Annotated in this window: 22 protein-coding genes and 1 tRNA gene; 15 read left to right on the top strand and 8 right to left on the bottom strand. The window is 68.6% G+C overall.

Annotated elements, in window-relative coordinates; genetic code table 11:
• Positions 1 to 2 precede the first annotated feature (2 nt).
• Genes B7R24_RS01400 through B7R24_RS01390 form a run of 3 tightly spaced genes read left to right on the top strand, consistent with a single transcriptional unit; the run spans position 3 to position 4,797 of the window.
• Positions 3 to 1,184: an HpcH/HpaI aldolase/citrate lyase family protein gene (locus tag B7R24_RS01400; protein ID WP_116417169.1), complete on the top strand. Its 1,182-nt coding sequence runs from the start codon at positions 3 to 5 to the stop codon at positions 1,182 to 1,184.
• On the top strand, positions 1,181 to 3,994 hold the full coding sequence (locus B7R24_RS01395) for a phosphoribosyltransferase domain-containing protein (RefSeq protein ID WP_116417168.1): 2,814 nt from the start codon (positions 1,181 to 1,183) through the stop codon (positions 3,992 to 3,994). Before B7R24_RS01400 ends, B7R24_RS01395 begins: the two co-directional genes overlap by 4 nt.
• Positions 3,991 to 4,797 (top strand): HAD family hydrolase, encoded by an 807-nt coding sequence (locus B7R24_RS01390; protein ID WP_116417167.1) that lies wholly within the window; start codon positions 3,991 to 3,993, stop codon positions 4,795 to 4,797. Before B7R24_RS01395 ends, B7R24_RS01390 begins: the two co-directional genes overlap by 4 nt.
• Positions 4,798 to 4,854: 57 nt before the next feature.
• Here the strand turns inward: B7R24_RS01390 and B7R24_RS01385 are convergent, their stop codons facing one another.
• Together B7R24_RS01385 and B7R24_RS01380 are read right to left on the bottom strand one after the other, a co-directional pair.
• Positions 4,855 to 5,862 (bottom strand): aldo/keto reductase, encoded by a 1,008-nt coding sequence (locus B7R24_RS01385; protein WP_116417316.1) that lies wholly within the window; start codon positions 5,860 to 5,862, stop codon positions 4,855 to 4,857.
• A gap of 89 nt (positions 5,863 to 5,951) precedes the next feature.
• On the bottom strand, positions 5,952 to 6,308 hold the full coding sequence (locus B7R24_RS01380) for an MmcQ/YjbR family DNA-binding protein (RefSeq protein WP_116417166.1): 357 nt from the start codon (positions 6,306 to 6,308) through the stop codon (positions 5,952 to 5,954).
• 42 nt (positions 6,309 to 6,350) lie between these two features.
• Between B7R24_RS01380 and B7R24_RS01375 the strand changes: the two genes are divergently transcribed.
• Complete coding sequence (locus B7R24_RS01375; RefSeq protein ID WP_116417165.1) at positions 6,351 to 7,490, top strand: NAD(P)/FAD-dependent oxidoreductase; 1,140 nt, start codon at positions 6,351 to 6,353, stop codon at positions 7,488 to 7,490.
• A 49-nt stretch (positions 7,491 to 7,539) separates the two neighbouring features.
• Here the strand turns inward: B7R24_RS01375 and B7R24_RS01370 are convergent.
• Positions 7,540 to 7,616: transfer RNA gene (locus B7R24_RS01370), tRNA-Arg, on the bottom strand.
• A gap of 54 nt (positions 7,617 to 7,670) precedes the next feature.
• On the bottom strand, positions 7,671 to 8,426 hold the full coding sequence (locus B7R24_RS01365; RefSeq protein WP_116417164.1) for an SDR family NAD(P)-dependent oxidoreductase: 756 nt from the start codon (positions 8,424 to 8,426) through the stop codon (positions 7,671 to 7,673).
• Between the two features lie 86 nt (positions 8,427 to 8,512).
• Between B7R24_RS01365 and B7R24_RS01360 the strand changes: the two genes are divergently transcribed.
• Positions 8,513 to 9,109 (top strand): TetR/AcrR family transcriptional regulator, encoded by a 597-nt coding sequence (locus B7R24_RS01360; RefSeq protein ID WP_116417163.1) that lies wholly within the window; start codon positions 8,513 to 8,515, stop codon positions 9,107 to 9,109.
• Positions 9,110 to 9,150: 41 nt separating this feature from the next.
• On the opposite strand, the gene ald is transcribed toward B7R24_RS01360, so the two are convergent.
• Complete coding sequence (ald, locus tag B7R24_RS01355; RefSeq protein WP_116417162.1) at positions 9,151 to 10,269, bottom strand: alanine dehydrogenase; 1,119 nt, start codon at positions 10,267 to 10,269, stop codon at positions 9,151 to 9,153.
• A 150-nt stretch (positions 10,270 to 10,419) separates the two neighbouring features.
• Here ald and B7R24_RS01350 point away from each other — a divergent pair, with 150 nt between their 5' ends.
• The 4 genes from B7R24_RS01350 (at position 10,420) to B7R24_RS01335 (ending at position 13,757) form a co-directional block, all read left to right on the top strand.
• Complete coding sequence (locus tag B7R24_RS01350) at positions 10,420 to 10,881, top strand: Lrp/AsnC family transcriptional regulator (protein ID WP_116417315.1); 462 nt, start codon at positions 10,420 to 10,422, stop codon at positions 10,879 to 10,881.
• A 154-nt stretch (positions 10,882 to 11,035) separates the two neighbouring features.
• Positions 11,036 to 11,803, top strand: a complete 768-nt coding sequence (locus tag B7R24_RS01345) for a VOC family protein (RefSeq protein ID WP_116417161.1) — start codon at positions 11,036 to 11,038, stop codon at positions 11,801 to 11,803.
• A 127-nt stretch (positions 11,804 to 11,930) separates the two neighbouring features.
• A complete protein-coding gene (locus tag B7R24_RS01340; protein WP_116417160.1) occupies positions 11,931 to 12,584 on the top strand; it encodes an FMN-dependent NADH-azoreductase in 654 nt (217 codons plus the stop codon).
• A gap of 153 nt (positions 12,585 to 12,737) precedes the next feature.
• Entirely contained in the window at positions 12,738 to 13,757 is a 1,020-nt protein-coding gene (locus tag B7R24_RS01335) for an NAD-dependent epimerase/dehydratase family protein (RefSeq protein WP_116417159.1), read from the top strand.
• A 54-nt stretch (positions 13,758 to 13,811) separates the two neighbouring features.
• On the opposite strand, the gene B7R24_RS01330 is transcribed toward B7R24_RS01335, so the two are convergent.
• Positions 13,812 to 14,060 carry a hypothetical protein gene (locus B7R24_RS01330; RefSeq protein ID WP_116417158.1) on the bottom strand — a complete coding sequence of 83 codons (249 nt, stop codon included), beginning with the start codon at positions 14,058 to 14,060 and terminating at the stop codon, positions 13,812 to 13,814.
• Positions 14,061 to 14,259: 199 nt separating this feature from the next.
• On the opposite strand from B7R24_RS01330, the gene B7R24_RS01325 reads away from it, so the two are divergent.
• A complete protein-coding gene (locus tag B7R24_RS01325; protein ID WP_116417157.1) occupies positions 14,260 to 15,162 on the top strand; it encodes a phosphatase PAP2 family protein in 903 nt (300 codons plus the stop codon).
• 113 nt (positions 15,163 to 15,275) lie between these two features.
• Here B7R24_RS01325 and B7R24_RS01320 read toward each other — a convergent pair whose 3' ends face one another.
• Positions 15,276 to 17,921: an ExeM/NucH family extracellular endonuclease gene (locus B7R24_RS01320; RefSeq protein ID WP_116417156.1), complete on the bottom strand. Its 2,646-nt coding sequence runs from the start codon at positions 17,919 to 17,921 to the stop codon at positions 15,276 to 15,278.
• A gap of 269 nt (positions 17,922 to 18,190) precedes the next feature.
• Between B7R24_RS01320 and B7R24_RS01315 the strand changes: the two genes are divergently transcribed.
• Entirely contained in the window at positions 18,191 to 18,745 is a 555-nt protein-coding gene (locus B7R24_RS01315; RefSeq protein ID WP_116417155.1) for an RNA polymerase sigma factor, read from the top strand.
• Positions 18,742 to 19,401, top strand: coding sequence for a methylated-DNA--[protein]-cysteine S-methyltransferase (locus B7R24_RS01310; RefSeq protein WP_437123492.1), 660 nt, complete (start codon positions 18,742 to 18,744; stop codon positions 19,399 to 19,401). The genes B7R24_RS01315 and B7R24_RS01310 overlap by 4 nt, the downstream gene beginning before the upstream one ends.
• Here the strand turns inward: B7R24_RS01310 and B7R24_RS01305 are convergent.
• Positions 19,373 to 20,605, bottom strand: a complete 1,233-nt coding sequence (locus B7R24_RS01305) for a D-alanyl-D-alanine carboxypeptidase family protein (protein ID WP_116417154.1) — start codon at positions 20,603 to 20,605, stop codon at positions 19,373 to 19,375. The two genes, B7R24_RS01310 and B7R24_RS01305, sit on opposite strands and share 29 nt — an antisense overlap.
• Before the next feature lie 116 nt (positions 20,606 to 20,721).
• Between B7R24_RS01305 and B7R24_RS01300 the strand changes: the two genes are divergently transcribed.
• From B7R24_RS01300 to pgi, 3 genes are all read left to right on the top strand, one after another.
• On the top strand, positions 20,722 to 21,276 hold the full coding sequence (locus B7R24_RS01300; protein ID WP_116417153.1) for a dihydrofolate reductase family protein: 555 nt from the start codon (positions 20,722 to 20,724) through the stop codon (positions 21,274 to 21,276).
• Positions 21,277 to 21,287: 11 nt separating this feature from the next.
• Complete coding sequence (locus B7R24_RS01295; RefSeq protein WP_253259201.1) at positions 21,288 to 22,160, top strand: alpha/beta fold hydrolase; 873 nt, start codon at positions 21,288 to 21,290, stop codon at positions 22,158 to 22,160.
• 83 nt (positions 22,161 to 22,243) lie between these two features.
• A complete protein-coding gene (gene pgi, locus B7R24_RS01290) occupies positions 22,244 to 23,980 on the top strand; it encodes a glucose-6-phosphate isomerase (protein ID WP_116417151.1) in 1,737 nt (578 codons plus the stop codon).
• Positions 23,981 to 24,057 lie beyond the last annotated feature (77 nt).

Below are 24,057 nucleotides of genomic sequence, written 5' to 3'. Positions count from 1 at the left end.
CGATGCGACATTTCAGCGCCGTCAGCCCGACCGAGGCCTCCGACCTCTTCTTTCGCCTGCCACAGCCGCTGAGCATCGACTCGCCCCCGACCCTGCTCGCCGCCGCCCTTGGCGCGACGCTCTACTGCCCCGGCGACCGGCCCACCATCGCGGCCGACGTCATCAAGCAGGCCGCCCGCGGCTGCGTCAGCATGGTGCTCTGCCTCGAAGACTCGATCGCCGACAGCTCGGTCGAGTTCGCCGAGACGAATGTCGCGAGCGCCATCACCGCCCTGCTCGACGAGCCCGCCGAGGGCCTGCCGCTGCTGTTCATCCGGGTACGGAGCCCCGAACAGATGCTTCGGATGGCCGACCTCTGCGGCCCCGCGCTGGAGTTGTTGAGCGGCTTCGTCATCCCGAAATTCGAGAACGACACCGGCTACGCCGAGCGGTTCTTCCAGGCCCTGCACCGCATCCACCGGGAGTACGAACAGGGAGGCGAAGGCGGCACACGACGGCTGCGCGTCATGCCGATTCTCGAGTCACCGACCATGGTCCATTCGGAGACGCGCACGGCCGCGCTCTCGGCCATCGTCGACGTCACCCGCGCGCATCGTGAGGATGTGCTGGCCGTGCGCATCGGAGCCACCGATCTCTCGAGCGTGTTCGGCCTGCGTCGCTCGCGCGACCTCACCGTCTACGACGTCAAGGTCGTCTCGGCGGTGATCGCCGACATTGTGAACGTGCTCGGCCGCCCGTGCGATGACTTCGTCATCACCGGACCGGTCTGGGAGCACTACGACACCTCCGAGCGCATCCTGCGTCCCCAGCTGCGACTCACCCCGTTCGTCGAGGCCAACGAGAACGAGCTGCGCAAGCGACTGATGCTGGCGGGACTCGATGGGCTCATCCGTGAGATCTCGCTCGACTCGGCCAACGGGCTGCTGGGCAAGACCGTCATCCATCCCACCCACGTTCCCGTCGTACACGCCCTCTCCGTCGTGAGCCACGAGGAGTACCTGGATGCCCAGGCCATCGTCGGCAATGTCGGTGGCGGGGCCAGCGCCTCGCCGTACCGCAACAAGATGAACGAGATGAAACCGCACCAGGCGTGGGCTGAGAAGACGCTGCTGCGCGCCGAAGCCTTCGGGGTGGCCGCCGAGAGCACCACCTTCGTCGACTTGCTCGAGACGAGCATGCGGTGACGGCTGCCTCCGTCTACACGGGGGACTACGTTCGCACGAGCCTCGGCATCGAGGTGCACTCGGATGCCTCGCGGAGCCTCGTGCCCGTCGAAGCCCTGGTGGGGGTGGCGCTCCGCCGCAATCCGAAGCGGGCGCACCTGCTCGTGTCGAACGTGCTGGCGAAGCACGTTCCGACCGTGCCGGGACTGGCGATCGTGGCCGGCGAGCTGCTCGGGCTGCTCGTCGCGGCAGAGCTCGACGGCGGCCCGGTGCCGGTGGAGCTCTGCCGGCGGCTGGGGCGCATCCTGGCTGTCGCGGCAGGACAGGCGTCGGTGGCAGAGCCGGGGTCGGCACCGGTCGGCCGCGTACCAGCGCCGCCCGGCGAGCGGGATGCCGCGACCCGCGCCGCCCTGCACGCCCTGCGACGCGACGTGGCCGGGTCGGTCGGCCCCGAGCATCCGGAGGTCGTCACGCTCGGCTACGCCGAGACCGCCACCGGGCTCGGGCACCTTGTCGCCGGCACGATCGGCTCGTACTACCTGCACTCGACCCGGCATGCCCCAGACCGAACGGTCGCGTTCGCCGGATTCGAGGAGGAGCACTCGCACGCCACCGCACACCAGCTGTTTCCGACCGACAGTGACTGGCTGAAGCCGGGGGGCACCGTCGTGCTCGTCGATGACGAACTCAGCACCGGAACCACGGTCGTCAACACGATCACGGCACTGCAGGCGGCGGTTCCGCAGCGACGGTGGGTGGTCGCGAGCCTCATCGACTTGCGTTCCGCCGCCGATCGGACTCGTTTCGACGACCTCGCGGCGGCCCTCGGCTGCACGATCTCGGTCGTCGCCCTCGGGGCGGGCTCGACCACACTCCCCCGCGACGCCGCCGCGCGCGCGGCCATCCTGCTGAACGGCCTCGGCGCCGCCGCCGCCGCGCCTGCCGAACTCGACGGGCCCGATCCGGGCAATGACGCCACCGTCACCGTCACCACGGCCGCACCGAATCTCGCACCCACCCCCCACCTCGGCGCCGTCACCCTGCTCGACGTTGCCACCGCGCCCGTCCGCAGTGCCCGGTTCGGCGTGTTCGAAGGCATCGAGGCCGCCGTTGCAGAGCAGATCGCCGCGGCGGTCCGGCCCCACCTGTACTCAGCCGACCTGCGCTCCACGCAGGAGGTGATCGTGCTCGGCTCGGAGGAGTTCATCGCCCTCCCCCTCGCCGTCGCCGACCGCCTCGATGCGGGCCGAGGCCGCGACATCCCCCTCACCGTGCGCTTCTCCACCACGACGCGCTCCCCGATCGCCGCGATCGACCGACCCGACTACGCCATCGCGAGTGCACTCGGCTTCCAGAGCCACGACGTGACGCCCGACGGCGTCAGCGCCCGGTTCGCCTACAACCTCACCCGCGGCGGCCGCCGCCCCGACACCATCGTCGTGCTCCCCGAGCCCGGCACACCGCGAAACCGGATGCTCGCCCCCGGCGGGATCGTCGAGGCGCTCCAGCGCGTCACCGACCACGTCATCGTCGCACTCCTGCCCGCTGCGGCACCCGCCCCCCACCGATTGGAGCCGAACCTCGTGACGAGCGCCGCCATACCGCCGACAACAGAGCTCCGGGCATCCACAGCAGACCCCGCCGCCCCCCTCCCCGACCCGCTGGTCGGCCCCGCCTTCGGCTCGTACGCCGCCGACGACGTGCGCTGGCTGCTGAAGGACCTCGGTGACGTGGTGCTCGAGGCCCCCGCCGCCCTGCGTGAGAGCGCCATCCAGAGCGGACGAGCCAACTATGCCGAATCGCTCCCCGTCGAATATCTGCCCTCGGCCGAGTACCGTGCGCTGTACGACGAGGCCCTCTCCCGCTCGGGCCGCCGCGTCGCGGTCGCCGTCGGTATCGTCACCGAGCTCATCCTCGCCGCGCGGGGCGGGCATCCGGTGCTCGTCTCCCTCGCCCGCGCCGGCACCCCCATCGGCATCCTCGCGAGGCGTTGGGCGGGCCGGATGCGCGGGGTCGACGCCCCGCACTACACGATGAGCATCGTGCGGGGCGTCGGGCTCGACCAGACCGCTCTGCGGTACCTCGCCACCCACCACGACCCGGCCGACGTCGTCTTCATCGACGGCTGGACGGGCAAGGGCGCCATCGCCCGCGAACTCACCGCGGCGCTCGCCCTCTTCGCCGAGACCACGGGCACCGTGTTCGGCGACGATCTCGCGGTGCTGGCCGATCCGGGTCACTGCGTGTCGGTCTACGGCACCCGCGACGACTACCTCATTCCGTCGGCGTGCCTGAACTCCACCGTCTCCGGGCTCGTCTCCCGCACGGTCTTCAACCGCGACCTGATCGGCCCGAACGACTTTCACGGCGCGAAGTTCTACCGCGAGCTGTCGCCGCGCGACGTGTCGGCGGAGTTCCTCGACACGATCTGCTCGTACTTCGACGAGGTGCAGGATGAGGTCGCGGCCGGCGTCGAAGCTCGGCAGCACCAAGACAGGTCGGCATCCTGGATCGGCTGGCAGGCCGTCGAACGCATCAGCAGCGCGTACGGCATCGACAACGTCAACCTGGTCAAGCCGGGCGTCGGCGAGACCACCCGCGTGCTGCTTCGGCGGGTGCCGTGGAAGGTGCTGGTGCGGCCCGGATCCGAGGCCGAGATCGCCCACGTGCTGCTGCTCGCCGAGCAGCGCGGGGTGGAGGTCGAGCTCGTGCCGGGGCTGCCCTACAGCTGCGTCGGGCTCATCAATCCGCTCGCGGCCGACCCCGATGACGCGGGAGCATCTGGTGCGGCCCCCACCGCTCCGGGCGCTGCACCGGGAGTCACCCCGTGACCGACCTTGTCGCCTGCGACCTCGACCGCACCCTGATCTACTCCGCGAAAGCGTTCTGGCTCGAGACACCCGATCCGCTCGCCCCTCGCATCGTCGTCGCCGAACTCTACAACGGTGTGCCGATCTCGTTCCTGACCCGGGCATCCGAAGACCTCCTGCTGGCCCTTCGCGCACTCGCCGAATTCGTGCCCGTCACCACGCGCACGGTCGCGCAATACCAGCGCGTGCAGCTGCCGGGTGCCGTGCCGTCGTTCGCGGTCACCAGCAACGGCGGCGTGATTCTGGTCGATGGGGTTCCGGATGCTGCGTGGGGCGCCGCAGTGCGGCACCGGCTGAGCGAGGAGGCGGCCCCGATCGGGGAGGTGACAGCGCTGCTCGCCGACCACTCGGCCGCGGCGTGGATCACAAAGCTGAACAACGCGGAGAACCTCTTCGTCTACGCCATCGTCGACAGAGAGCTGATGCCTGCGGCGTGGCTCGCAGCGCTCGAGGCCCGCTGCCTCGGGCTCGGCTGGACGGTCTCGGTGCAGGGGCGGAAGCTCTACTGCGTGCCGAACCCCGTGACGAAGAGCGCCGCCGTGGCCGAGGTCCGCCGCCGCCTCGGCGCCGCCCGGGTACTCGCCGCCGGCGACTCCCTGCTCGATGCGCCGATGCTCGAGCAGGCCGACCTCGCCTTCCGCCCCGCCCACGGCGAACTGCACGACGCGGGCTTCACAGCCCCGAACCTCACCGTGACCGCTGCCACGGGCATCCTCGCGGGCGAAGAACTGCTGCGCCTCCTCACGGCGGCCACGGCCGCCTGACCCCCCGCCCGCTGCTCGATCGGGCCGGCGGGCGGGTTCGGGGCGGCGCGCAACGCGTCAGCGCGTCGGCGGCACCGACGCGACGAGCGCGCCGATCGACTGCTCCTCTTCGGGCGACAGCGGCGCGCCCGCAAGGGCCGCCACGTTCTGCTCCAGCTGGCGCACCGAGCTCGCGCCGACGATCGCCGACGTGACCCTGGGGCGCCGAAGCACCCACGTCAGCGCCAGCTGCGCAAGGGTCTGACCCCGGGCATCCGCTATCTCGTTGAGGCTGCGTGCCATAGCGAGGTAGTCATGCACCTTCTCCGGGGTAAGGAAGTGCCCGACCGCTGCCCGCGAGGTCTCGGGGATGTTGCCGTCGAGGTAGCGGCTCGTCAGCAGCCCCTGCTCGAGCGGCGAGAAGACGATCGCGCCCGTACCGGACTCCTCGAGCTGGTCGAGCAGCCCCGACTCCTCAGGGCGACGGTCGAGCAGGGAGTACCGCGGCTGGTGAATGAACAGCGGCACCCCGAGCTCGGCCAGCGCGGCCCGCGCGGCGACGGTCTGCTCGGGTGAGTAGTTCGAGACACCGACGTACAGCGCCTTGCCCTGCTGCACGGCGGTGGCGAGCGCCCCCATTGTCTCCTCGATCGGCGTCTCGGGGTCGGGTCGGTGCGAGTAGAAGATGTCCACGTAATCGAGTCCGAGGCGGCCGAGGCTCGCGTCGAGCGACGAGAGCATGTACTTGCGCGATCCCCACTCGCCGTACGGGCCCGGCCACATGTCATAGCCGGCCTTCGACGAGATGACGAGCTCGTCCCGGTAGGGCGCCAGGTCTTCGGCGAACAGGCGCCCGAAGTTCGTCTCCGCCGAGCCGTACGGAGGGCCGTAGTTGTTCGCGAGGTCGAAGTGCGTGATCCCCAGGTCGAACGCACGGCGGACGATGTCGCGCTGCACGTCGATCGGCGATGTGTCACCGAAGTTGTGCCACAGCCCGAGAGAGAGCGCCGGCAGCTTGAGGCCGCTCTTCCCTACCCGCCGGTACTGCATCGCGTCGTAGCGCGTCTCATCTGCCAAGTACGTCATCGTGCTCATCTCTCGTTCGGTGAAGTGTCGGCCCCACCTGCCAGACAGTCCGGGGGCTCCCGGGTCAACGCTACAGTCACCGCCGCCGTCTACAGCGGACGCCGGTCGCGCGGCAGCAGCGACACCACGATGTCGTAGGAGTTACCCACCAGATCCTCGACCAGCACGGGGTCGATGTCGTCGCCCGCCCCAAGCGAGATCCAGTGCTGTTTGTTCATGTGATAGCCGGGCGTGATGCTCGCGTGCGTCTCGACGAGAGACGAGGCATGCGGCGGGGCGCACTTCAGCGTCACGACCACCTCCCCCTCGCCGGTGTCGACCAGCGCGAAGACCTTGCCCACGACCTTGAACACCTCGACATCCTCGCCGAACGGCTGGCTCTGGGCAGCAGCGGGCAGCGCATTCGCGACCCGGAGCGCGAGCGCCACAAGCGCATCCCTCTTCATGGGGCAATCATGCACCGAAAACCGGCGTGCTAGAAAGGGAGAATGCCGCCCACACCACACCACGAGGTCGACATCGCCATCATCGGCGGCGGTATCGCCGGCCAATCGCTCGCCGCTTCGCTCGGTCGGAGCCAGCGGGTGCTTCTGCTCGAGAGCGAGAACACTCTGGGCTACCACACGAGCAGCCGTTCCGCCTCTCAGATGCAGCCCTCCTACGGCCCCGCCGAGATCCGCGCCCTGACGGCCGCGAGTCTCACGCTCATGCCCGACATCGAGCAGACGCTCGGAACGAGCATCCTGAGCCCCCGCCCGCTCATCTGGTGCGGGCTCCGGGGCAGCGACCAGCAGGCCGACGAGGTCGTCGCTTCGGTTCCGGATGCCCGGCTGGGCTCTGTCGCCGAAGCCGTCGAGCGGCTGCCCGCGCTGCGCGCCGACGCGCTGGCCTCGGCCGCCTTCGACGACAACGCGAAGGAGGTGGATGTCGCGGCCCTGCTCTCGTACTACCAGAGGGTGTTGCGCTCCAATGGGGTGTCCGTGCTCGGCGGGGCGCGCCTGACGGCGGCCTCCCCCGAGGCCGAGAAGACCGCCGACGGCTGGCGGCTCGAGGCGGGCGAGCACACCATCAGCGCACGCGTCGTGGTCAACGCGGCGGGTGCCTGGGCCGACACCGTCGCCGGGCTCTTCGGCAAGGAGCCGCGGGGGCTCCAGCCCTACCGCCGCACCATCACCGTCGCACCGTCGACGGCACGGCAGGTCGATCCGGGCTGGCCGATGGCCTGCGATGTGGGCAACTCGTTCTACTTCCGGTCGATCGGCAGCGACATCCTGGCCTCGCCGCTCGAAGACACGAAGAGCGACGCCGAGGATGCCCAGCCGCTGCCCGAGATCATCGAACTCGTGAAACAGCGCATCAACACCGTCACCGATCTCGAGCTCGGTTCCTCGCGCCGCTCCTGGACGGGCCTTCGCACGATGACCCCCGATGGCCTGCCCGTCGTGGGTCGTGACACCGATGACCCGAGCTTCTACTGGCTGGCCGGGCAGGGCGGCTACGGCATCCAGACATCGGCGGCACTGGGGCGGATGGTCGCCGCCGACCTGCTCGGTACGGCCGCCGGTCTCGGGCCTGACACCGACATCGCCTTCGCGCGCCTCGTGGCGCGCACCGGCCCGCGACTGTAGGCGCACCCGTGAAACCAGGAAAACCCTCGCCGAGGCGAGGGTTTTCGGGTGGTGCGCCCAGAGGGATTCGAACCCCCGGCCTTCTGATCCGTAGTCAGACGCTCTATCCAGCTGAGCTATGGGCGCAAATCACACAAGAGAGAACGTTACCACAGGCGGGGCTTCGGGCGCACCGCCCGGCTACTGGGCTGCGTACCCGCCGTCGACCAGGTGGTAGCTGCCGGAGATGAACGAAGCGGCATCGCTCGCGAGGAATGCCACCAGCGCGGCGACCTCTTCGGGCTGGCCGAGGCGGCCGAGGGCGTGCTTCGCGGCGAGGAACTCCTGGGCCTCGTCCGTGAGATTCGCGTCGACCAGCGGGGTGTGGATGAACCCGGGGCCCACGGCGTTCGTTCTGACCTTCGCGGCGCCGTACTCGAGGGCAGCGTTCTTCGTCAGGCCCACCAGACCGTGCTTCGCCGTCACGTAGGCCGACGACTGGGCGATACCGACGCTGCCGAGCACGGAGGCCATGTTGATGATCGAGCCACCACCGTTGGCCGCCATCGCCGGCAGCTGGTACTTCAGGCCGTAGAAGACGGCGTTGAGATTGATCTCGATGACTTTGCGCCAGCTCTCGACGGTGTAGTCGCCGATGTCGGCGGCCATTCCACCGATACCGGCGTTGTTGACCGCGATCTTCAGGGGTGCCAGAGCGTTGGCGGCAGCGACGGCCGCTTCAGAGAAGGCCGGGTCGGAGACATCGCCGGTCAACGCCTCGGCCGTGCCGCCCGCGGCGCGGATCTCCGCCACGACGGCGTTAGCACCGTCTTCGTTGAGGTCGGTGACGAGAACGGATGCGCCGCTCACCGCGAGCTGCAGCGCGATCGCGCGCCCGATTCCCGAACCGGCTCCGGTAACGATCGCCGAACGGTCTGCGACATCGTAGGTTGCCATGATCTCTGCACTTCTCTCTTGGTGTGGTGGATTGACTACCCTCATTCAATCACTTTTATCCGACACTAGTTGGATAGAGTGGACGAATGGATGCCCGACAGCGCCGAAGCCGCGAGAGACTCCGAGGCGCCGTGCTCGCGCTGGCGGCCGAGCAGCCGGCCAGCAGCATCCTGCCCGCGCAGCTGGCGGCTCTGGCGGGAGTGAACCGCTCGACCCTCTATGTGCACGCTCCGTCACCGACCGCGCTGCTCGAAGACGTGCTGCGCGAGGAGCTCGACGAGTTGCGCGACCGCTACCTCGCGGGCGCGGGGGTCAGAGAGGCCGCGGGGGCGATCGGTGGGGTGACGCGAGCGGTGGTGGAGCACATCGACCACCACCGCGCGGTCTATCTGCTGGGGCTGGATGAGAACAGCGGGCCTGCGAGTCTTCATCCGATGCTCGCCGGGCACTTCGAGGCATCCATTCGGCTGCTGCTGGCGCAGCACACCGTCGTGTTCGGCGGGGTCGAGCGGTCGGGCGGGGAGGCAACTGCGCTAGAGACGGAGATGGCGATCCGGCTCATCGCCGACGGGTCGGTCGGAGCGATCGTGGCGTGGCTGCGTTCGCCGGAACCGCGGGAGGTCGAGGCGTTCCTTGCGATCTACGGCCGGTTGCTGCCCGAATGGTTCCCCTTCGCGGCGTAGAGGCGGCGGGCAGGGCGCAAGTCAGCGCCGGGAGGGCGGCACTATGCGGCGGCCGCCACGGCGGGGTCGGTGAACGGCAGGCCGAGCGCCGACGCGACCAGCGCGTTCGTCACCTGGCCGGCGTGCACGTTGAGGCCGCGCGCGAGCGCCGCGTCGTCGGTGATGGCGCGCTGCCAGCCCTTGTCTGCCAGGGTCAGCACATAGGGCAGCGTCGCGTTCGTCAACGCCGTGGTCGACGTCTCGGGAACGGCCCCCGGCATGTTCGCCACGCAGTAGAAGACGCTGTTGTGCACCGCGAAGATGGGGTCGTCGTGCGTGGTCGGGTGCGAGCCCTCGAAGCAGCCGCCCTGGTCGATGGCGATGTCGACCAGCACCGATCCGGGCTTCATGGCGGCGATCATGTCGTCGGTGACGAGCTTGGGGGCCGCCGCCCCCGGAATCAGCACCGAACCCACAACGAGATCGGCATCCTGAACCTGCCGAGCGATCTCGTACGCCGACGACGCGCGGGTCTGGATGCGCCCGCCGAACTGCACTTCGAGCTGGCGCAGGCGGGGCAGCGACAGGTCGATGACCGTGACGTCGGCGCCCATTCCGAGCGCGTTGGCCGCGGCGTGCTCGCCCGCGACACCGCCGCCGATGACGACGACCTTGGCCTTGCAGGTTCCGGGTACGCCGCCGAGCAGCACTCCGCGACCGCCCGCCGCACTCATGAGGTGGTAGCCGCCGACCTGCACCGACAGCCGGCCTGCGACCTCGCTCATCGGCGAGAGCAGGGGAAGACTGCGGTTCTCGAGCTGCACGGTCTCGTAGGCGATGGCGGTGGTACCCGAGGCGAGCAGCGCGTCGGTGCACTCCCGCGAGGCAGCGAGGTGCAGGTAGGTGAAGAGCACCTGGCCCGCGCGCATCCGGCCGTACTCCGACGCGATCGGCTCCTTCACCTTGAGGAGCAGGTCGGCCTCGCCCCATACCTCGTCGGCCGTCGCGAGAATCTCTGCACCGGCGTCGAGGTAGTTCTCGTCAGTGATGCGCGACCCGGTGCCGGCGCCGCTCTGCACCAGCACCCGGTGCCCGCGGCGCGCGAGCTCGTGCACTCCGGCCGGCGTGATCGCCACGCGCGCCTCATTGTTCTTGACCTCGCTCGGAATGCCTACCCGCATGCTCGTCTTCTCTCGCGCGACTCGTTGGTTGTCTGTGCGTTCAATTCTGTGAATAGCTCGTTTCACAGAGGTAAACTCCGAATAATTCGTTTCAAATCAGCGATTGCCGTCGGTTTTCTTCGGTGCGGGAGGCAGAAGTCCATGGTTCCGATGAACAATCCACGGGTATCCGGCCCTCTCGACGACGTCGACGCACGCCTGGTCGAGCTGTTGCGAACAGGGGCCCGGATGCCCAACAGTCGTCTGGCCGAGCTGACCGGTATTGCGCAGTCGACATGCATCGCGCGGGTGAGGTCGCTCGAAGAGCGCGGCGTCATCACGGGGTACACCGCCCGCATCTCGCCCGCGGCGATCGGACTCAGCCTGCAGGCCCTGATCAGTGTGAACATCAAATCGGGCGCGCGGCGCACCCTGACGACGTTCAGCGACGAGCTCCGCACGCTTACCGAGGTGGTGGAGCTGTTCTTCCTGGGCGGGGCTGAGGACTTCGTCATCCACGTGGCGACGCGCGACAGCGACCACCTGCGGGAGTTCGTGGTGTCGAACCTGTCGGCCCATCCGGCGGTCGCCTCGACCCGTACGAGCATCGTGTTCGAACACTTTGTGAACTGACGACGTTCTTCTGTCCTGCACAGGGACGGGAATTGTGAACACTGTCCACAGATGTGTATCGAAGCCTTGTCGGGCCCGCGGCGGCGCGGGTACCGTGGGGGCCACAGACGCCGGTGGCCGCCGGCGCGGCCCGCGATCAGAAAGGCAGACTCCCATGTCCATCGTCGAGAAATACCCGCAGGGCGCTCCGTGCTGGATCGATCTCATCACCACCGACGTCGACGGCGCCCGCGCGTTCTACGGCGAGCTGTTCGGCTGGAACTACGACGCCTACCCCATGCCGGGCGACGCCACCTATTACATGAGCACCATCGGCGGCAAGAACGTCGCCGGGCTCATGCAGCAACCGACCCCCGACGCCGGGCCGACCTCCTGGCAGACCTACATCGCGGTAGACGATGCCGAGGCCGCGGCCGCCCGTGTCACCGAAGCCGGCGGAACCCTGCTCTTTCCTGTCGACGAGATACCCGGGTCGGGTCGCATGACAATCGCCCTCGACACCGAGGGAGCGAGATTCGGCGTGTGGCAGACGACGGGCCACATCGGTTCGGCCGTCGTGAACGAACACGGCGCTCCACTCTGGCACGAACTGCAGAGCGGCGATCCGGCGGCCGCGGCTGCGTTCTACTCGGCCGTGCTCGGGGTCGAGGCGAAGACGTCGGAGGTCGGTGACATCTCCTACACCGAGCTCTACGCCGACGGTACATCGTCTGCCGGGGTGATGCCGAAGCAGTCGGGCGACGAACCGAACGTCTGGCTCGTGTACTTCGGTGCGAATGACCCCGACGAGACGGCGCGACTCGCTGAGTCGATCGGGGCGACGGTACTGGCACCCGCGTTCGACATCGACGGGGTGGGCCGCATGGCGATACTGGCCGACCCGCAGGGTGGGGTGTTCGCGGTGATGCGAGGCGAGAGCTGAGGGCGCGCTGCCCGGGGGGCGGGGTCTCGGGGCAGCGCTGCCGGGGGGCGCTTGCTCTCGGGGTAGCGCTGCGCGGGGTCCTGGGGCGGCGCGAGGGTAGGTGCGGCCCGGCGGTAACGTGGGAGGCATGGCTCACCTCCTGCATCTCGATTCCTCCGCCGATCTCGAGCGGTCACGCTCCCGCGCCATCGGGCGCACGTTCGAGGAGGCCTGGCTGAACGCCGACCCGTCGAACACCATCACCCACCGTGATCTGCACGTGCATCCGGTGCCGCACCTGGCCGACGCATCGCTGCACTGGCCCGCCCGATTGAGGCCGGCCGGGTCCAACCCGCCCGCCGAGGCCGAAGCCCTGCAGACCGAGCTCCTCGAGGAACTGATCGCCGCCGATGTGCTCGTCGTCGGTGCTCCGCTCTACAACTACTCCCTTCCGTCGACGCTGAAGGCATGGATCGACCACATCCACGTGCCCGCGGTCACCGCTCCGTTCGACGTCGACACGCAGCCGATGAAAGGAAAACCGGCCGTCATTCTCTCGAGCCGCGGTGCGGTCTACGACGCCGGAACCCCGACCGCCGACTGGGATCACGAGGTACCGGCCCTCAGCCTCATCCTCGGCGCGGCTCTCGGCATGGAGATCACCGTCATCCAGACGAGCCTCACCCTCGCCGACACGGTCGAAGCACTCGCACCCCAGCTCGATCGCAGCAACGCCGAACTCGCCGCGGCCCACGCCGCCGCCCGCGACACCGCCACCCGCCTGGGCGCCCCCACCGCCTGACGCGCGCCGCTTACGGACCCGCCCCTCCTCGGCGGGCCTGCCGGCCCACCTCGGCGGAATGTCCGCAAGCCCCCGCGCGAGATTAGGGTCGGCGGCCCGGGGAGCGCGAGCATGGAGGGGCGACGGCACGAGCCGCGCGGGCAGAGGTGCAGCATGAGGATCGTCGTCGTCGGAGCAACGGGCAACCTGGGAACGGCTACGCTCCGGCGCCTCGCCGACGCCCCTGGGGTCACCGAGATCGTGGGGGTCGCCCGGCGCACGCCCACCCAGACGGAGCCTCCCTACAGCGGCGTGCAGTGGAAGAGCATCGACATCGGCGGGCCGAGCGCCGTCGCCGAGTTGACCCACGCCTTCACCGGTGCCGATGCAGTCGTTCACCTGGGGTGGGCGCTGCAGCCCAGCCACGACGAACCTGCCATGTGGCGAACGAACGTCACCGGCACGGCGAACGTCTTACGGGCCGCCGCCGCGGCGACAGTCGGGCACGTGCTCGCCGCGTCGTCGGTCGGCGCCTACAGCACCGGCCCGAAGCACAAGCGCGTCGACGAGAGCTGGCCCACCGGTGGGCTGCCCACCTCGCACTACGCACGGCACAAGGCCGTGAACGAACGGGCGTTCGACAGGTTCGAGCGGGAGAATCCAGACGTTCTGCTCACCCGTTTTCGCCCCGGACTCGTCTTCCAAGAAGGCGCGGGTCACGAGATCAAGGGGCTGTTCCTCGGCCGGCTGCTGCCGACCGGATGGCTGAAGTTCGTGCGGCCACCGGTCATCCCGCTTCCGGCGCAGATGATCTTCCAGGCCATTCACGCGTCAGATGTCGGCGACGCGTTCTGGCGTGCGATCGATCGCCGGGCGCCGGGTGCCTTCAATATCGCGGCGGAGCCGGTGCTCGATCCACAGCTGATCGCCCAGGTGCTCGGCGCGCGGCGGGCCGTGCCGGTTCGCCTTCTGGCCGCCAAGTTCGTGGTGTGGCTGACCTGGCGACTGCACCTGCAGCCGACACCCTCCGGCTGGGTCGACATCGCCGCGAACGTTCCGATCATGTCGACCGCCCGCGCCCGCGAGGTACTCGGCTGGACCCCGACGGTGTCGTCGACCGACGCTCTCGCCTCGATCGTGGCGGGGTTGGCACACAACTCCCGCACCCCCGGATCGGGCCCGCTCGGCGGCTGAGCCGAGCCGGGGTCGGGCGCTCTCTGGGCTCTCTGCCGCGCAACGCGCCCGCGATCAGCGCCCGCGGCGCTCCACCCGTGCGGCGCGGCGCTGGGCGGCCGCGACCTGCAGGTTCGACACCATGACGAGCACCTCGGGCAGGTTGCCGAGCAGGAACGCGGCGTACAGCGGCACCGACACGATCAGCAGCCCCCACGCCGCCACGAACACCGCGAGGGTGGTGCGACCACCGACCCGTACCTCGATGGGCGGGTCGAAGACGTCGCGGGCCCCCTCGTTCTCGGGTTGGATCGCACGCGTCATACCGTGAAGTATCGCATCCGAACCTCTCCGGACTCTGCCGGCTCTTCAGAACCGCACAGCGACCGGGAAATGATCGGAATCTCCGTGGATAGCGAGGTCTGGAGGCAATCATGGTCGAATGGATGGCCGGGTTCGATCTGAACGAAAGACGAACGGCCCGTGAACAGCACACAAACGCAACCGACCGGAACGACACCCCATGACTGACGCCCCCCCGCAGCCCGACCACAACGGAAAGGGTCCGCGCGGCGAACTCGCCGACGACCGCTACTTGGGCACCCGCGACCTCACGCACTGGTACACCCCGGCCGGACGCCTGCTTGCACGCCAGACCGACCGTGTCACCACCCGGCTCGGGCCGAACGCCGCTCTCGTGATCACACTCGTGGTCGGGGTTCTCATCGCCATTCTGCTCAGCGTCGCGGGCGCGCAGGTCTACGACGCGGTGACGGAATCCGACGGCGTCTCGGGCCTGGACCAACCGCTGCTGAATTACGCGATCACGCTGCGTTCACCGCTCGTCGATTCGGTCGCAACCGGCTACACCGACATCGCGGGGCCCATCGGCATGCCCATCGTCGCAGTCGTCGCGCTGCTGATCCTGGCGATCCATCGCCGTTCCCTGACCCCGGTCATCCTGATCGTGGCAGCCGGCGGTGGGTCGGTGCTGATGACGATCGCCGGAAAAGACCTGATCGGCCGGGTCCGACCGCCGCTCGCCGACGCCGTGCCGCCCTACGAGTACTCCCCGTCGTTCCCGAGCGGCCACACCCTGAACGCACTCGTGGTGGCGGGCATCATCGCGTACCTGCTCATTCTGCGCCGGCACTCCACCCATGCACGCGTGCTGTTGATCGTCGCCGCGGGGTTCTTCGCGCTGACGGTCGGGCTCAGCCGGGTGTTTCTCGGGCACCACTGGTTCACCGACGTGCTGGCGGGGTGGGTGCTCGGGGCCGCCTGGCTCGCACTGGTGATCACCGCGCACCGGCTGTATCTCACGACACGGCGGCTGCGCGCCCACCACGCCGCTGCGGGCACCGACCCCACCGCACCCGGCACCGACTCCAGCGAGTCCCCGGCGGAGGCCGATCCCACCCGCTGACCGACAGCCGGCACCGACTCGACCACACCCTGTGGGCCCGCCCATCTTGCGCAAAAGCACCCACACGTCGAGTCTTGGGTGCTTTTGCGCAAAGTCAGCTCAGGCGGAGCCGGCTAGTGGTGATGCGGACCGAAGAGCGCCTTGATGAGCGCCAGCAGCAACTCGTACAGCAGCTGCGCGGCCCACTTCGGCGGCACCGGCGTACCCGGATCGGTGGGTGCGGGCGCCAGCTTCAACCCGACCAGAATCGGATCGTGATCGCTCGAGCGGAACGCGTTCGGCTGGAAGAAGTCGGTCGCGTTGTAGTTGAAGCGGCTGTACTCCAGCGCGATCGACTCGACCGAGTTGATGTTCCACACGTCGACATCGTTGACCGCTGCCTTCGCCCCGGTCGAGGCGAAGATGTGGTCGAGCGAGCCGACCGCCCCGTCGAACGCGTAGGTCGACTTACCCGTCGTGCTGCCCAGGTCGGTGTAGCCCGCCGCCGTGATGACGTCGATCGGGTCTTCCTTCAGGTAGGCGTTGAAGTCACCGCTCAGCAGCACACGGTCGATCTTCGTGGCCGCCTTCTGCGCATCGGCGAAGGCGACGAGCGCCTTCGCCTGGTTCACGCGCGAGAGAGTGGATGCTCCCTGCCCGTCACCCTGGTCGGCGTCGGCTCCGGAGCCGGAACCCTTCGACTTGAAGTGGTTCACGATCGCGAGGAACGAGGAGGAGGCGGCCGCGTCAGAACCTGCCTTGAGCGCGGCGAGCTGGAACGCCTGGGCGAGCGGCTGGCGCGCATTCGCGAAGGCCGGATCATCCAGGATCACTGACTCCCCCACCGTACGAACCAGCGCGGGCCTGTAGATGAAGGCCGTGCGAATGACGTCTTCGGATGCCGGAAGCACGGCGGGCGAGGGCACGAAGGCCCACGTTCCGGCACCGGCGGCCGAGTTCAGTGCCGCAACGAGGGCGGCGAGCGCGGTGTCGCGGTTCTTGCCGAAGCGGGCCGAGTTCTCGATCTCCTCGAGCGACACCACATCGGCGCTCAGCCCGTTGATCGCCGAGACGATCTTCGCCTGCTGGCGCGCCAGGTCGTCGGCGTTCGCCGCGCCGCGGGCGTCGCATCCGCTGTTCACGGTGTTCGGGTTTCCGTCGCGATCGGTGTAGTACGTGCATCCGGTGATCGAATCGCCCGTCGTTGTGAAGTAGTTCAGCACGTTGAACGAGGCGAGCGTGATGTCACCGCCCACGTCATCGGGGCTCGCGGTGCGGGTGTTCGCGAAGGTCGCGGGCTGCACGGCTGCAGCATTCGCGGCCGTCAGCTGCGACGTCGGCTGGAGGTTCCAGGTGCCGAAGCGGTAGTCGAGCACGACAGGCTTCGTGAACGTGGTCGCGGCGCCGATGCGCACGGGGTTCGCAACGGACAGGTACGGCAGTGGGGTCGCCTTGTTCGCGGCTGTGTTGAAGTTCAGGCTCGATCCGTCGTCGAGGGTGACGGATCGCGCGAGGTTCGAGGCGACCAGCGCGGTGTAGTCGGCGCTGCCCGGCTCGACCACGGCGGTCGGCGTCTGCAGGGGAGTCGCGCCCTCCGCGAGCACGATCGATCCGTAGAAATTCGTGTCGTAGTTGTCGGTGACGGTGTAGTCGCCCTGCGGCGCGAGCAGCATGCCCTCGAGCGTCTCGCGCTTCGCGGCGTCGGTGGGCAGCACGAGTGCGGCGGGGGCGGGTGCAACGGAGCCCGGCGCGTCGGTGCCGCTGAGCGTCCGGAGCCCACCGGCGGCGACGCTCAACTCGGTGAGTCCGGCGAACTCCGAGACAGAACCGGTCACCTCGACGTAGCTGCCGACGGTGGCCTGGGCGACGGTCGCCGAGGAGAAGACGAAGAGTGCGTCGGATGCGGTGTGCGAGGCGAGGTCGATGCCGCCGCCGGTGCCCGCGGTCTGGATGTAGTAGCCGTTCAGCCCACCGGTCGGGTAGCTCGCTGTGACGTAGCCGCGGGTCGTGACGGTCTGGCCGACGAGGGGGCTGGTGTCGGTCGTGCCCTGGATTGCCGCGATGGTGACCGGGGCCGTGGGGGCCGGCGGGGTCGGTGTGGGAGTCGGCGTCGGCGTCGGGCCTGTTGTCGCGCCGCCGTCAGACGCGGCATTCTGCGGGGTGGGGGCGCCGGCCGTGAAGTCGGCTGCGTTGCTCTCGGAGTCTGCCGCGTTCGTGCGGCCGAGCGAGGTGGAGACGGATGCTGCACTCGCCGGTGCCGTCTCGAACGTGTTCGACGTGCCGTAGCCGAGCAGGTCGACGATGCCGCTGGTGCCCGTCACAGACCCGGTGGGCGGGGCGGTGAGCGCGGTGGTCTGGGATGCGAGAAAGAGCGTGCCCCCACCCCCGGCGAACGATGCCCCGAAGGTGGCGTCGGGCGTGGGGAGAGCCGCACCGTTCGCGGCGTTCGAGCTGCCCTGAACGAGGTAGTGCCCGTGTGCGGCGATCGAGCCGGTCAGGGCCGCGACCCCGGTCGGATTGACCGTACCGGTCGCCGATCGGTACTGCAGCGACATCGAGGAGAGGTCGATGGGAGCATCCGTCGGGTTGTAGAGCTCGATGAACTTGTTCAGGTAGGTCGCGCCGGCGCTCCCTCCGTTGAGGTAGGCCTCGTTGATCACCACTCCCGTGCCTGCGGTGTTCGCCGACGCGGCGATCGCCGTCAGTAGTGTGGCGACGAGCACGAGCCCTGTCGCCAGGGCGAGCGAGACCTTCGCCCTCTTCAGAGTGAGTGGATGCATCGGCGGATCTCCTCGATCTCGGATTCGTGCGCGCTGCTGACGCGGCGCTTCGACCAGCCTGCAAAATCCAGGTGTCCTGTGCATGACCGACGGAGTCGTTCTCGACCCGAGATGTTCACCGAGTCGTTCACGGCGGTCGAACATCCGCGTCATTCCGGCGATTTGCCACCCCCCGTTCGCGGGTCACGATTTCATAACGGTGTGAGTGCTCACAGGATCACCGCTACGGTTGACCTCACGTTTCGATCAAGGTGAGCGTCTACCCAGTGATGAACACGAAACAGCCCTTCGAGAAGATCGTCGCCGCGCACGGCACCACCGTGCTGAGGGTTTGCCGTGCGGTACTCGGGGTGCACGACGCCGACGACGCATGGTCGGAGACATTCCTCTCTGCACTGAAGGCCTACCCTGAGCTGCCGCCCGACGCGAACGTCGAAGCGTGGCTGGTGACCATCGCCCACCGCAAGGCGATCGACGTCACCCGGCAGCGGGGCCGGCAACCCGTTGCGGTCGGGGAGCTGCCGGAACGGGTATCGGTCGGCAGCAGCGCTCTCACCGGTGGAGCCGGCGACGACAGCACCGACCCGCACGACCGGGTCGCGCTCTGGCAGGCCGTCGGCGCCCTCCCCGACAAGCAGAGACAGGCCGTCGCCTACCACTACCTCGGCGGGCTGCCGTTCGCCGAAGTCGCCGAGCTGCTGGGCGGGTCGGTCGAGGCCGCACGCCGTGCCTCCTCCGACGGGGTGAAGGCCCTGCGACGGGTCTACTCGCATGAACAGTCCGGCGGTCATCCGTCATCCCGAACGAAAGGCCAGAAACCGTGAACGACCCCGCTGCAGAGAATCTCGATCTTCTGGCGCCCAGCACCGACGAGCTCGCGGAACTCGAGGCATCGATCACCGAGCTGCATCTCCTCCTCGAGCGACGGGCCCAGGACGCACATATGCTCGATCTGGCATACACCACGGTCGACTCCCCCGTCGGCTCACTGCTCCTCGCCGCCAGCGACAGGGGGCTGGTTCGTGTCGCCTACGCCGTCGAAGACCACGATGCCGTGCTGGAGACGCTTTCGCAGAGGATCAGCGCGCGCATCCTCCGGGCGCCTCGGCGACTCGACACCGTAGCCGCAGAACTCGAGCAGTACTTCGCCGGTACCCGCCGGGCGTTCGACGTGCCCCTCGATCCCTCGCTTTCGAGTGGATTCCGCCGGCTCGTGCAACAGCACCTGCCCGACATCGCCTACGGGAGCACCGAGACCTACAAAGAGGTCGCTGCACTGGTCGGCAACCCGCAGGCGGTGCGCGCGGTGGGATCGGCGTGCGCCACCAATCCGCTGCCCGTGGTCGTGCCGTGCCACCGGGTGTTGCGCTCCGATGGCAGTCTCGGCGGTTACATCGGCGGTCTCGCGGCGAAGGCGGCACTGCTCGAACTCGAGTCGGCGGGCGCCGGCGTCAGCCCAGCAGCTCGCCCGGGTGTGTGAGTCGCCACCACGGGTCGGGCCCTGGAAGCTCGCCCGCCAGGGCGAGCGGAACCGTGACGTCCGACGCGCCCGCGGTGAGGCGCAGCTCGCCCGCAGGTGTTCCCGCCTCCGTGCCGGCGAGGGCCGCCGGGTCGGCCCTCACGCTCACGGGGGCGTTCGAGAACAGAACCGTGGAGACATCCTGAGTCACGACGATCGTTTGCGCCGCCCCCCAGGCCGTCGTATAGCTGCCGACCACCTGGCCGGCAGACGCGAGCACGACGTCGTTAAACCCGGCCTTCGTACTGTCGAGCAGCGCGCTCACCGACTGCCGCGCGGACTCGGAGGTCGCCGCTCCCAGCACCACGCCGACGATGCTCTGCGGCGTCGATGACCCGGGCACGGTGAACTCGGCGGAAAACAGCAGGCATGACCCCGCCTCGTCGGTGGTTCCCGTCTTGAGGCCATCGATGCCGTCGGTTCCGAGCAGCGTATTGGTGTTGTCGAGCTGGTCGAGATCCGCGATGTTCTCGGTCTTCGTCGAGACCACTGCGGCGAGCACGGGGTGGTCGAGGGCAAGGGAGGCCAGCGTGAGCAGATCGGTGGTCGTGCTCACACTTCGGGGATCGAGTCCGCTCGAATCGACGACGCTCGTGCCGGTGAGGCCGTGTGCCTGGATATATGCCTGCGCGGCGATCAGGTAGTTCGGGATCGATCCAAAGGCCCAGGTGACAAGGGTCTCGCTGTAGTTGTTGGCTGATTCGAGCAGCATGATGTCGATGACCTGCCGTTCGGTCAGCACCTGCCCCACGTTGACGAGGACGTACGACCCACCGACGGCCCGCGTCGAGTCGAGGAAGCCGAGGTCCGTGGCGCTCATGGTGATGCTCGGGCCGTTGTCATCGAGGGTCAGCGGCTTGGCGTCGAGCACGACCAGAGCCGTGAGAATCTTCGTGACACTGGCGATGGGGACCGACCCCGTCTCTCCGCTTGTGGCCAACAGCTCGGTCGACCCCTGCAGCGCGATCGCACTCGAGCCCTGGGCGGGGGTTGCGACCACCGCAGCGGGCTGCGCCTCGATCGCGGGCAGGTCGAGCGTCTCGGCTGCGGCCGGCAGGGGCGCCGTCAGCACCACGGGAACGTAGATTCCCGCGACCACGACGAGCAACAGGATGATCAGGGCGACGCTCCGGCGAACAACGAGCTGTCGGCGGGTCGGGGGCACAGCGTCATGTTACGCGGCACAGCTGGCGAGCATCCGTCAGCGGCGCCGCCTTTCGCCGCGGCACCATCCTGCGGCATGCTGGAAGACACCACCGCAGCTGTCGAAGGAGACACCTCATGCGCAAACTCACCGCCGGGCTTTTCATGTCTGTCGATGGAGTCGTCGAGTCACCCAACCTCTGGCAGTTCGACAGCTTCGACGAGCAACTCGGTGCACAGATGGGAGCCATGATGGGCTCCGTGCAGACGGCGGTGCTCGGCAGAATCGGGTACGAGCAGTGGTCGGACTACTGGCCCAGCGCCCCCGCCGACGACCCGTTCGGTGCGTTCATCAATCCGATCGAGAAGTTCGTGGCCTCGAGAACGCTCAGCGGCCCGCTCACCTGGCAGAACGCGACCCTCATCGACGGCGACCTGAGCACCTTCCTCACCGAACTGAAGCAGACCGAGGGGGGCGACATCTCGGTGTTCTCGAGTATTTCGCTCGTGCGCCAGCTGCTCTTCGGCGGGTTGCTCGACGAACTGACTCTGATGATCCATCCGGTGGTCGCGGGTTCGGGCCAGCACCTCTTCGAGAAGACGGATGCGACAACGCGGCTCGAACTCCTGCGGTCGAACATCACGAGCAAGGGGAACGCCGTGCTGACCTATGCGCTCCGCCCCACCGAGTAGAGAGAATGTCCATGAAATCGTCCGCGTTCGTCTCGGAGGCTGACGGCCTGCGCATTGCGACCTCCCACTGGAGTACCGACGCCGAGCCGCCGCGCGGCGTCGTGCAGCTGGCCCATGGCGTCGCAGAGCACGCCGCGCGCTACGACCGGCTCGCCCTCGACCTGAACGCAGCGGGCTACGAGGTGTACGCAAACGATCACCGGGGTCACGGAGGCTCGATCGACGACGCGACACCGCTCGGGGCCTTTGGCGTCGGCGCCTGGCCGGGGCTGGTCGCCGACATGGTGCAGTTCGGCCGAGCGATCCGCGCGTCGCACCCCGGGCTCCCGCTCTACCTGGTGGCCCACTCGATGGGGTCGTTCGCGGCGCAGGAGGTGCTGCTCGATGATTCCGAGCTGTACGACGGTGTCGTGCTCTCCGGTTCGACCGCGCTCGACGTGCTGGCCGGAGCCCTCGCCGAGTCGGCGGGCGACGGCCCGGTGGAGCTCACGGCATTCAATGCGGCGTTCCAGAACCGCACCGGTTACGAATGGCTCAGCCGCGATGAGGCGGAGGTGGATGCCTACGTCGCCGATCCGCTCAGCGGGTTCGACCTCGCTGACGACACCGTTCCGCAGCTCTTCAGCGCTGCCGAACGGCTGGCCGACCCCGACGCGCTGGCGGGCATCCGTTCAGACCTGCCCATTCTCGTGGTCTCGGGAGAAGACGACCCGCTCTCGGGCCACGGCCAGCTCGTCGGGATTCTCGCCGGCCGCTACACCGAGGCGGGCGTGAGAGATGTGACGCTGACGGTCTACCCCGGCGCCCGCCACGAGATCTTCAACGAGACGAACCGCGGCGAGATCACCGACGACGTGGTCGCCTGGATGCTGGCGCGGGGCTGACTGGAGTCGCAGCGCAGCCCGGGCGTAATACCCTTGAGGGGGCCGCACGCGACAGGGCGGCAGCCGCGCAGAGGGAGAGCCCAGTGTCAGAATCCGTTCCCATCGATTCCACAGCGACCGAGGCCTGGAAACAGCTCGCCGGCATCGCCGAGGGTTTCACGCCGGACCTCCGCGCCTGGTTCGCCGACGACGCCACACGCGCCGAGCGCTACACATTCCAGGCCGCCGACCTCACCGTCGACCTGTCGAAGTCGTTCCTCACCGAAGAAGTGCTCGGTCACCTGCTGCAGCTGGCCCAGGATGCCGGCGTCGCCGGTCGCTACCAGGCCATGATCGCTGGCGAACACATCAACGTCACCGAGGGCCGCGCGGTTCTGCACACCGCCCTCCGCCGTCCGAAGGGGGCCGACGGGCTGGTTCCGCCCGAGGGCTTCGAGGTGGACGGGGAGAACATCGATGCCGGGGTGCACGAGGTGCTCGACCGTGTCTACGCCTTCGCCGACGACGTGCGGTCGGGTCAGTGGACCGGGGTCACGGGCAAGCGCATCGAGACCGTGGTCAACATCGGCATCGGTGGCTCCGACCTCGGGCCGGTGATGGTATACGAGGCACTGAAGCCGTACGTTCAGGCGGGCCTCCAGTGCCGTTTCGTGTCGAACATCGATCCGAGCGACATCTACGAGAAGACCGCCGACCTCGACCCCGAGACCACGCTCTTCATCGTCGCATCGAAGACCTTCGGCACCCTCGAGACGCTGACCAATGCGCGCCTGGCGCGCCAGTGGCTCTGGGAGCGGCTCGGGGCATCCGGAGCCATCGGCGACAGCGAGGACGACCGCACGAACGCCGTTGCGAAACACTTCGTCGCCGTGTCGACCGCACTCGACAAGGTCGCGGCGTTCGGCATCGACCCGAAGAACGCGTTCGGGTTCTGGGACTGGGTGGGAGGCCGTTACTCGGTCGACTCGGCGATCGGCACCTCCGTGGTCATCGCCGTCGGGCCCGCGCGCTGGAAGGAGTTCCTCGCCGGCTTCCACGCCATCGACGAGCACATGCGAACGACCCCGCTCGAGCAGAATGTGCCCGTGCTGATGGGGCTGCTGAACGTCTGGTACTCGAACTTCCTGAAGGCGCAGAGCCATGCGGTGCTTCCGTACGCGCAGTACCTGCACCGGTTTCCTGCCTACCTTCAGCAGCTCACGATGGAGTCGAACGGTAAGACCGTGAAGTGGGACGGGTCGCCCGTGACCGGCGACACGGGCGAGGTCTTCTGGGGAGAGCCCGGAACGAACGGCCAGCACGCGTTCTACCAGCTGATCCACCAGGGCACCCGGCTCATTCCCGCGGACTTCATCGCAATCGCGAACCCGGCGCACCCGCTGAAGGATGAGACCGGTGACGGCGGTGCCGTGGCACCGGGCCAGGATGTGCACGACCTGTTCATGGCGAACTTCTTCGCACAGACCAAGGCGCTGGCCTTCGGCAAGACGGCCGACGAAGTACGTGCCGAGGGTACGGCGGAGTCGGTCGTTCCCGCGCGGGTGTTCAGCGGCAACCGGCCCACCACGTCGATCCTGGCCCCCGCGCTCACGCCGAGCGTCGTCGGGCAGCTCATCGCGCTCTACGAGCACATCGTGTTCACCGAGGGCACGATCTGGGGCATCGACTCGTTCGACCAATGGGGTGTGGAGCTCGGCAAGCAGCTCGCCCTGCAGGTCACGCCGGCCGTCGGTGGTGACGAGAAGGCGCTTGCCGAGCAGGACTCCTCGACCGCCTCGCTGATCGCGAAGTACCTCGAGCTGCGGAACGCCAGCAGCTGAGGCTCGCGGTCGGCGCTGGCTGCGGATAGCGCGCGACCAACGAGGAAACCCCCTCGACGGCCTGGACCGGAGGGGGT

The sequence above is a fragment of the Subtercola boreus genome (genome assembly GCF_003399645.1).
Classification (GTDB): domain Bacteria; phylum Actinomycetota; class Actinomycetes; order Actinomycetales; family Microbacteriaceae; genus Subtercola; species Subtercola boreus_A.
This window is presented reverse-complemented; position numbering and strand designations above follow the sequence as displayed.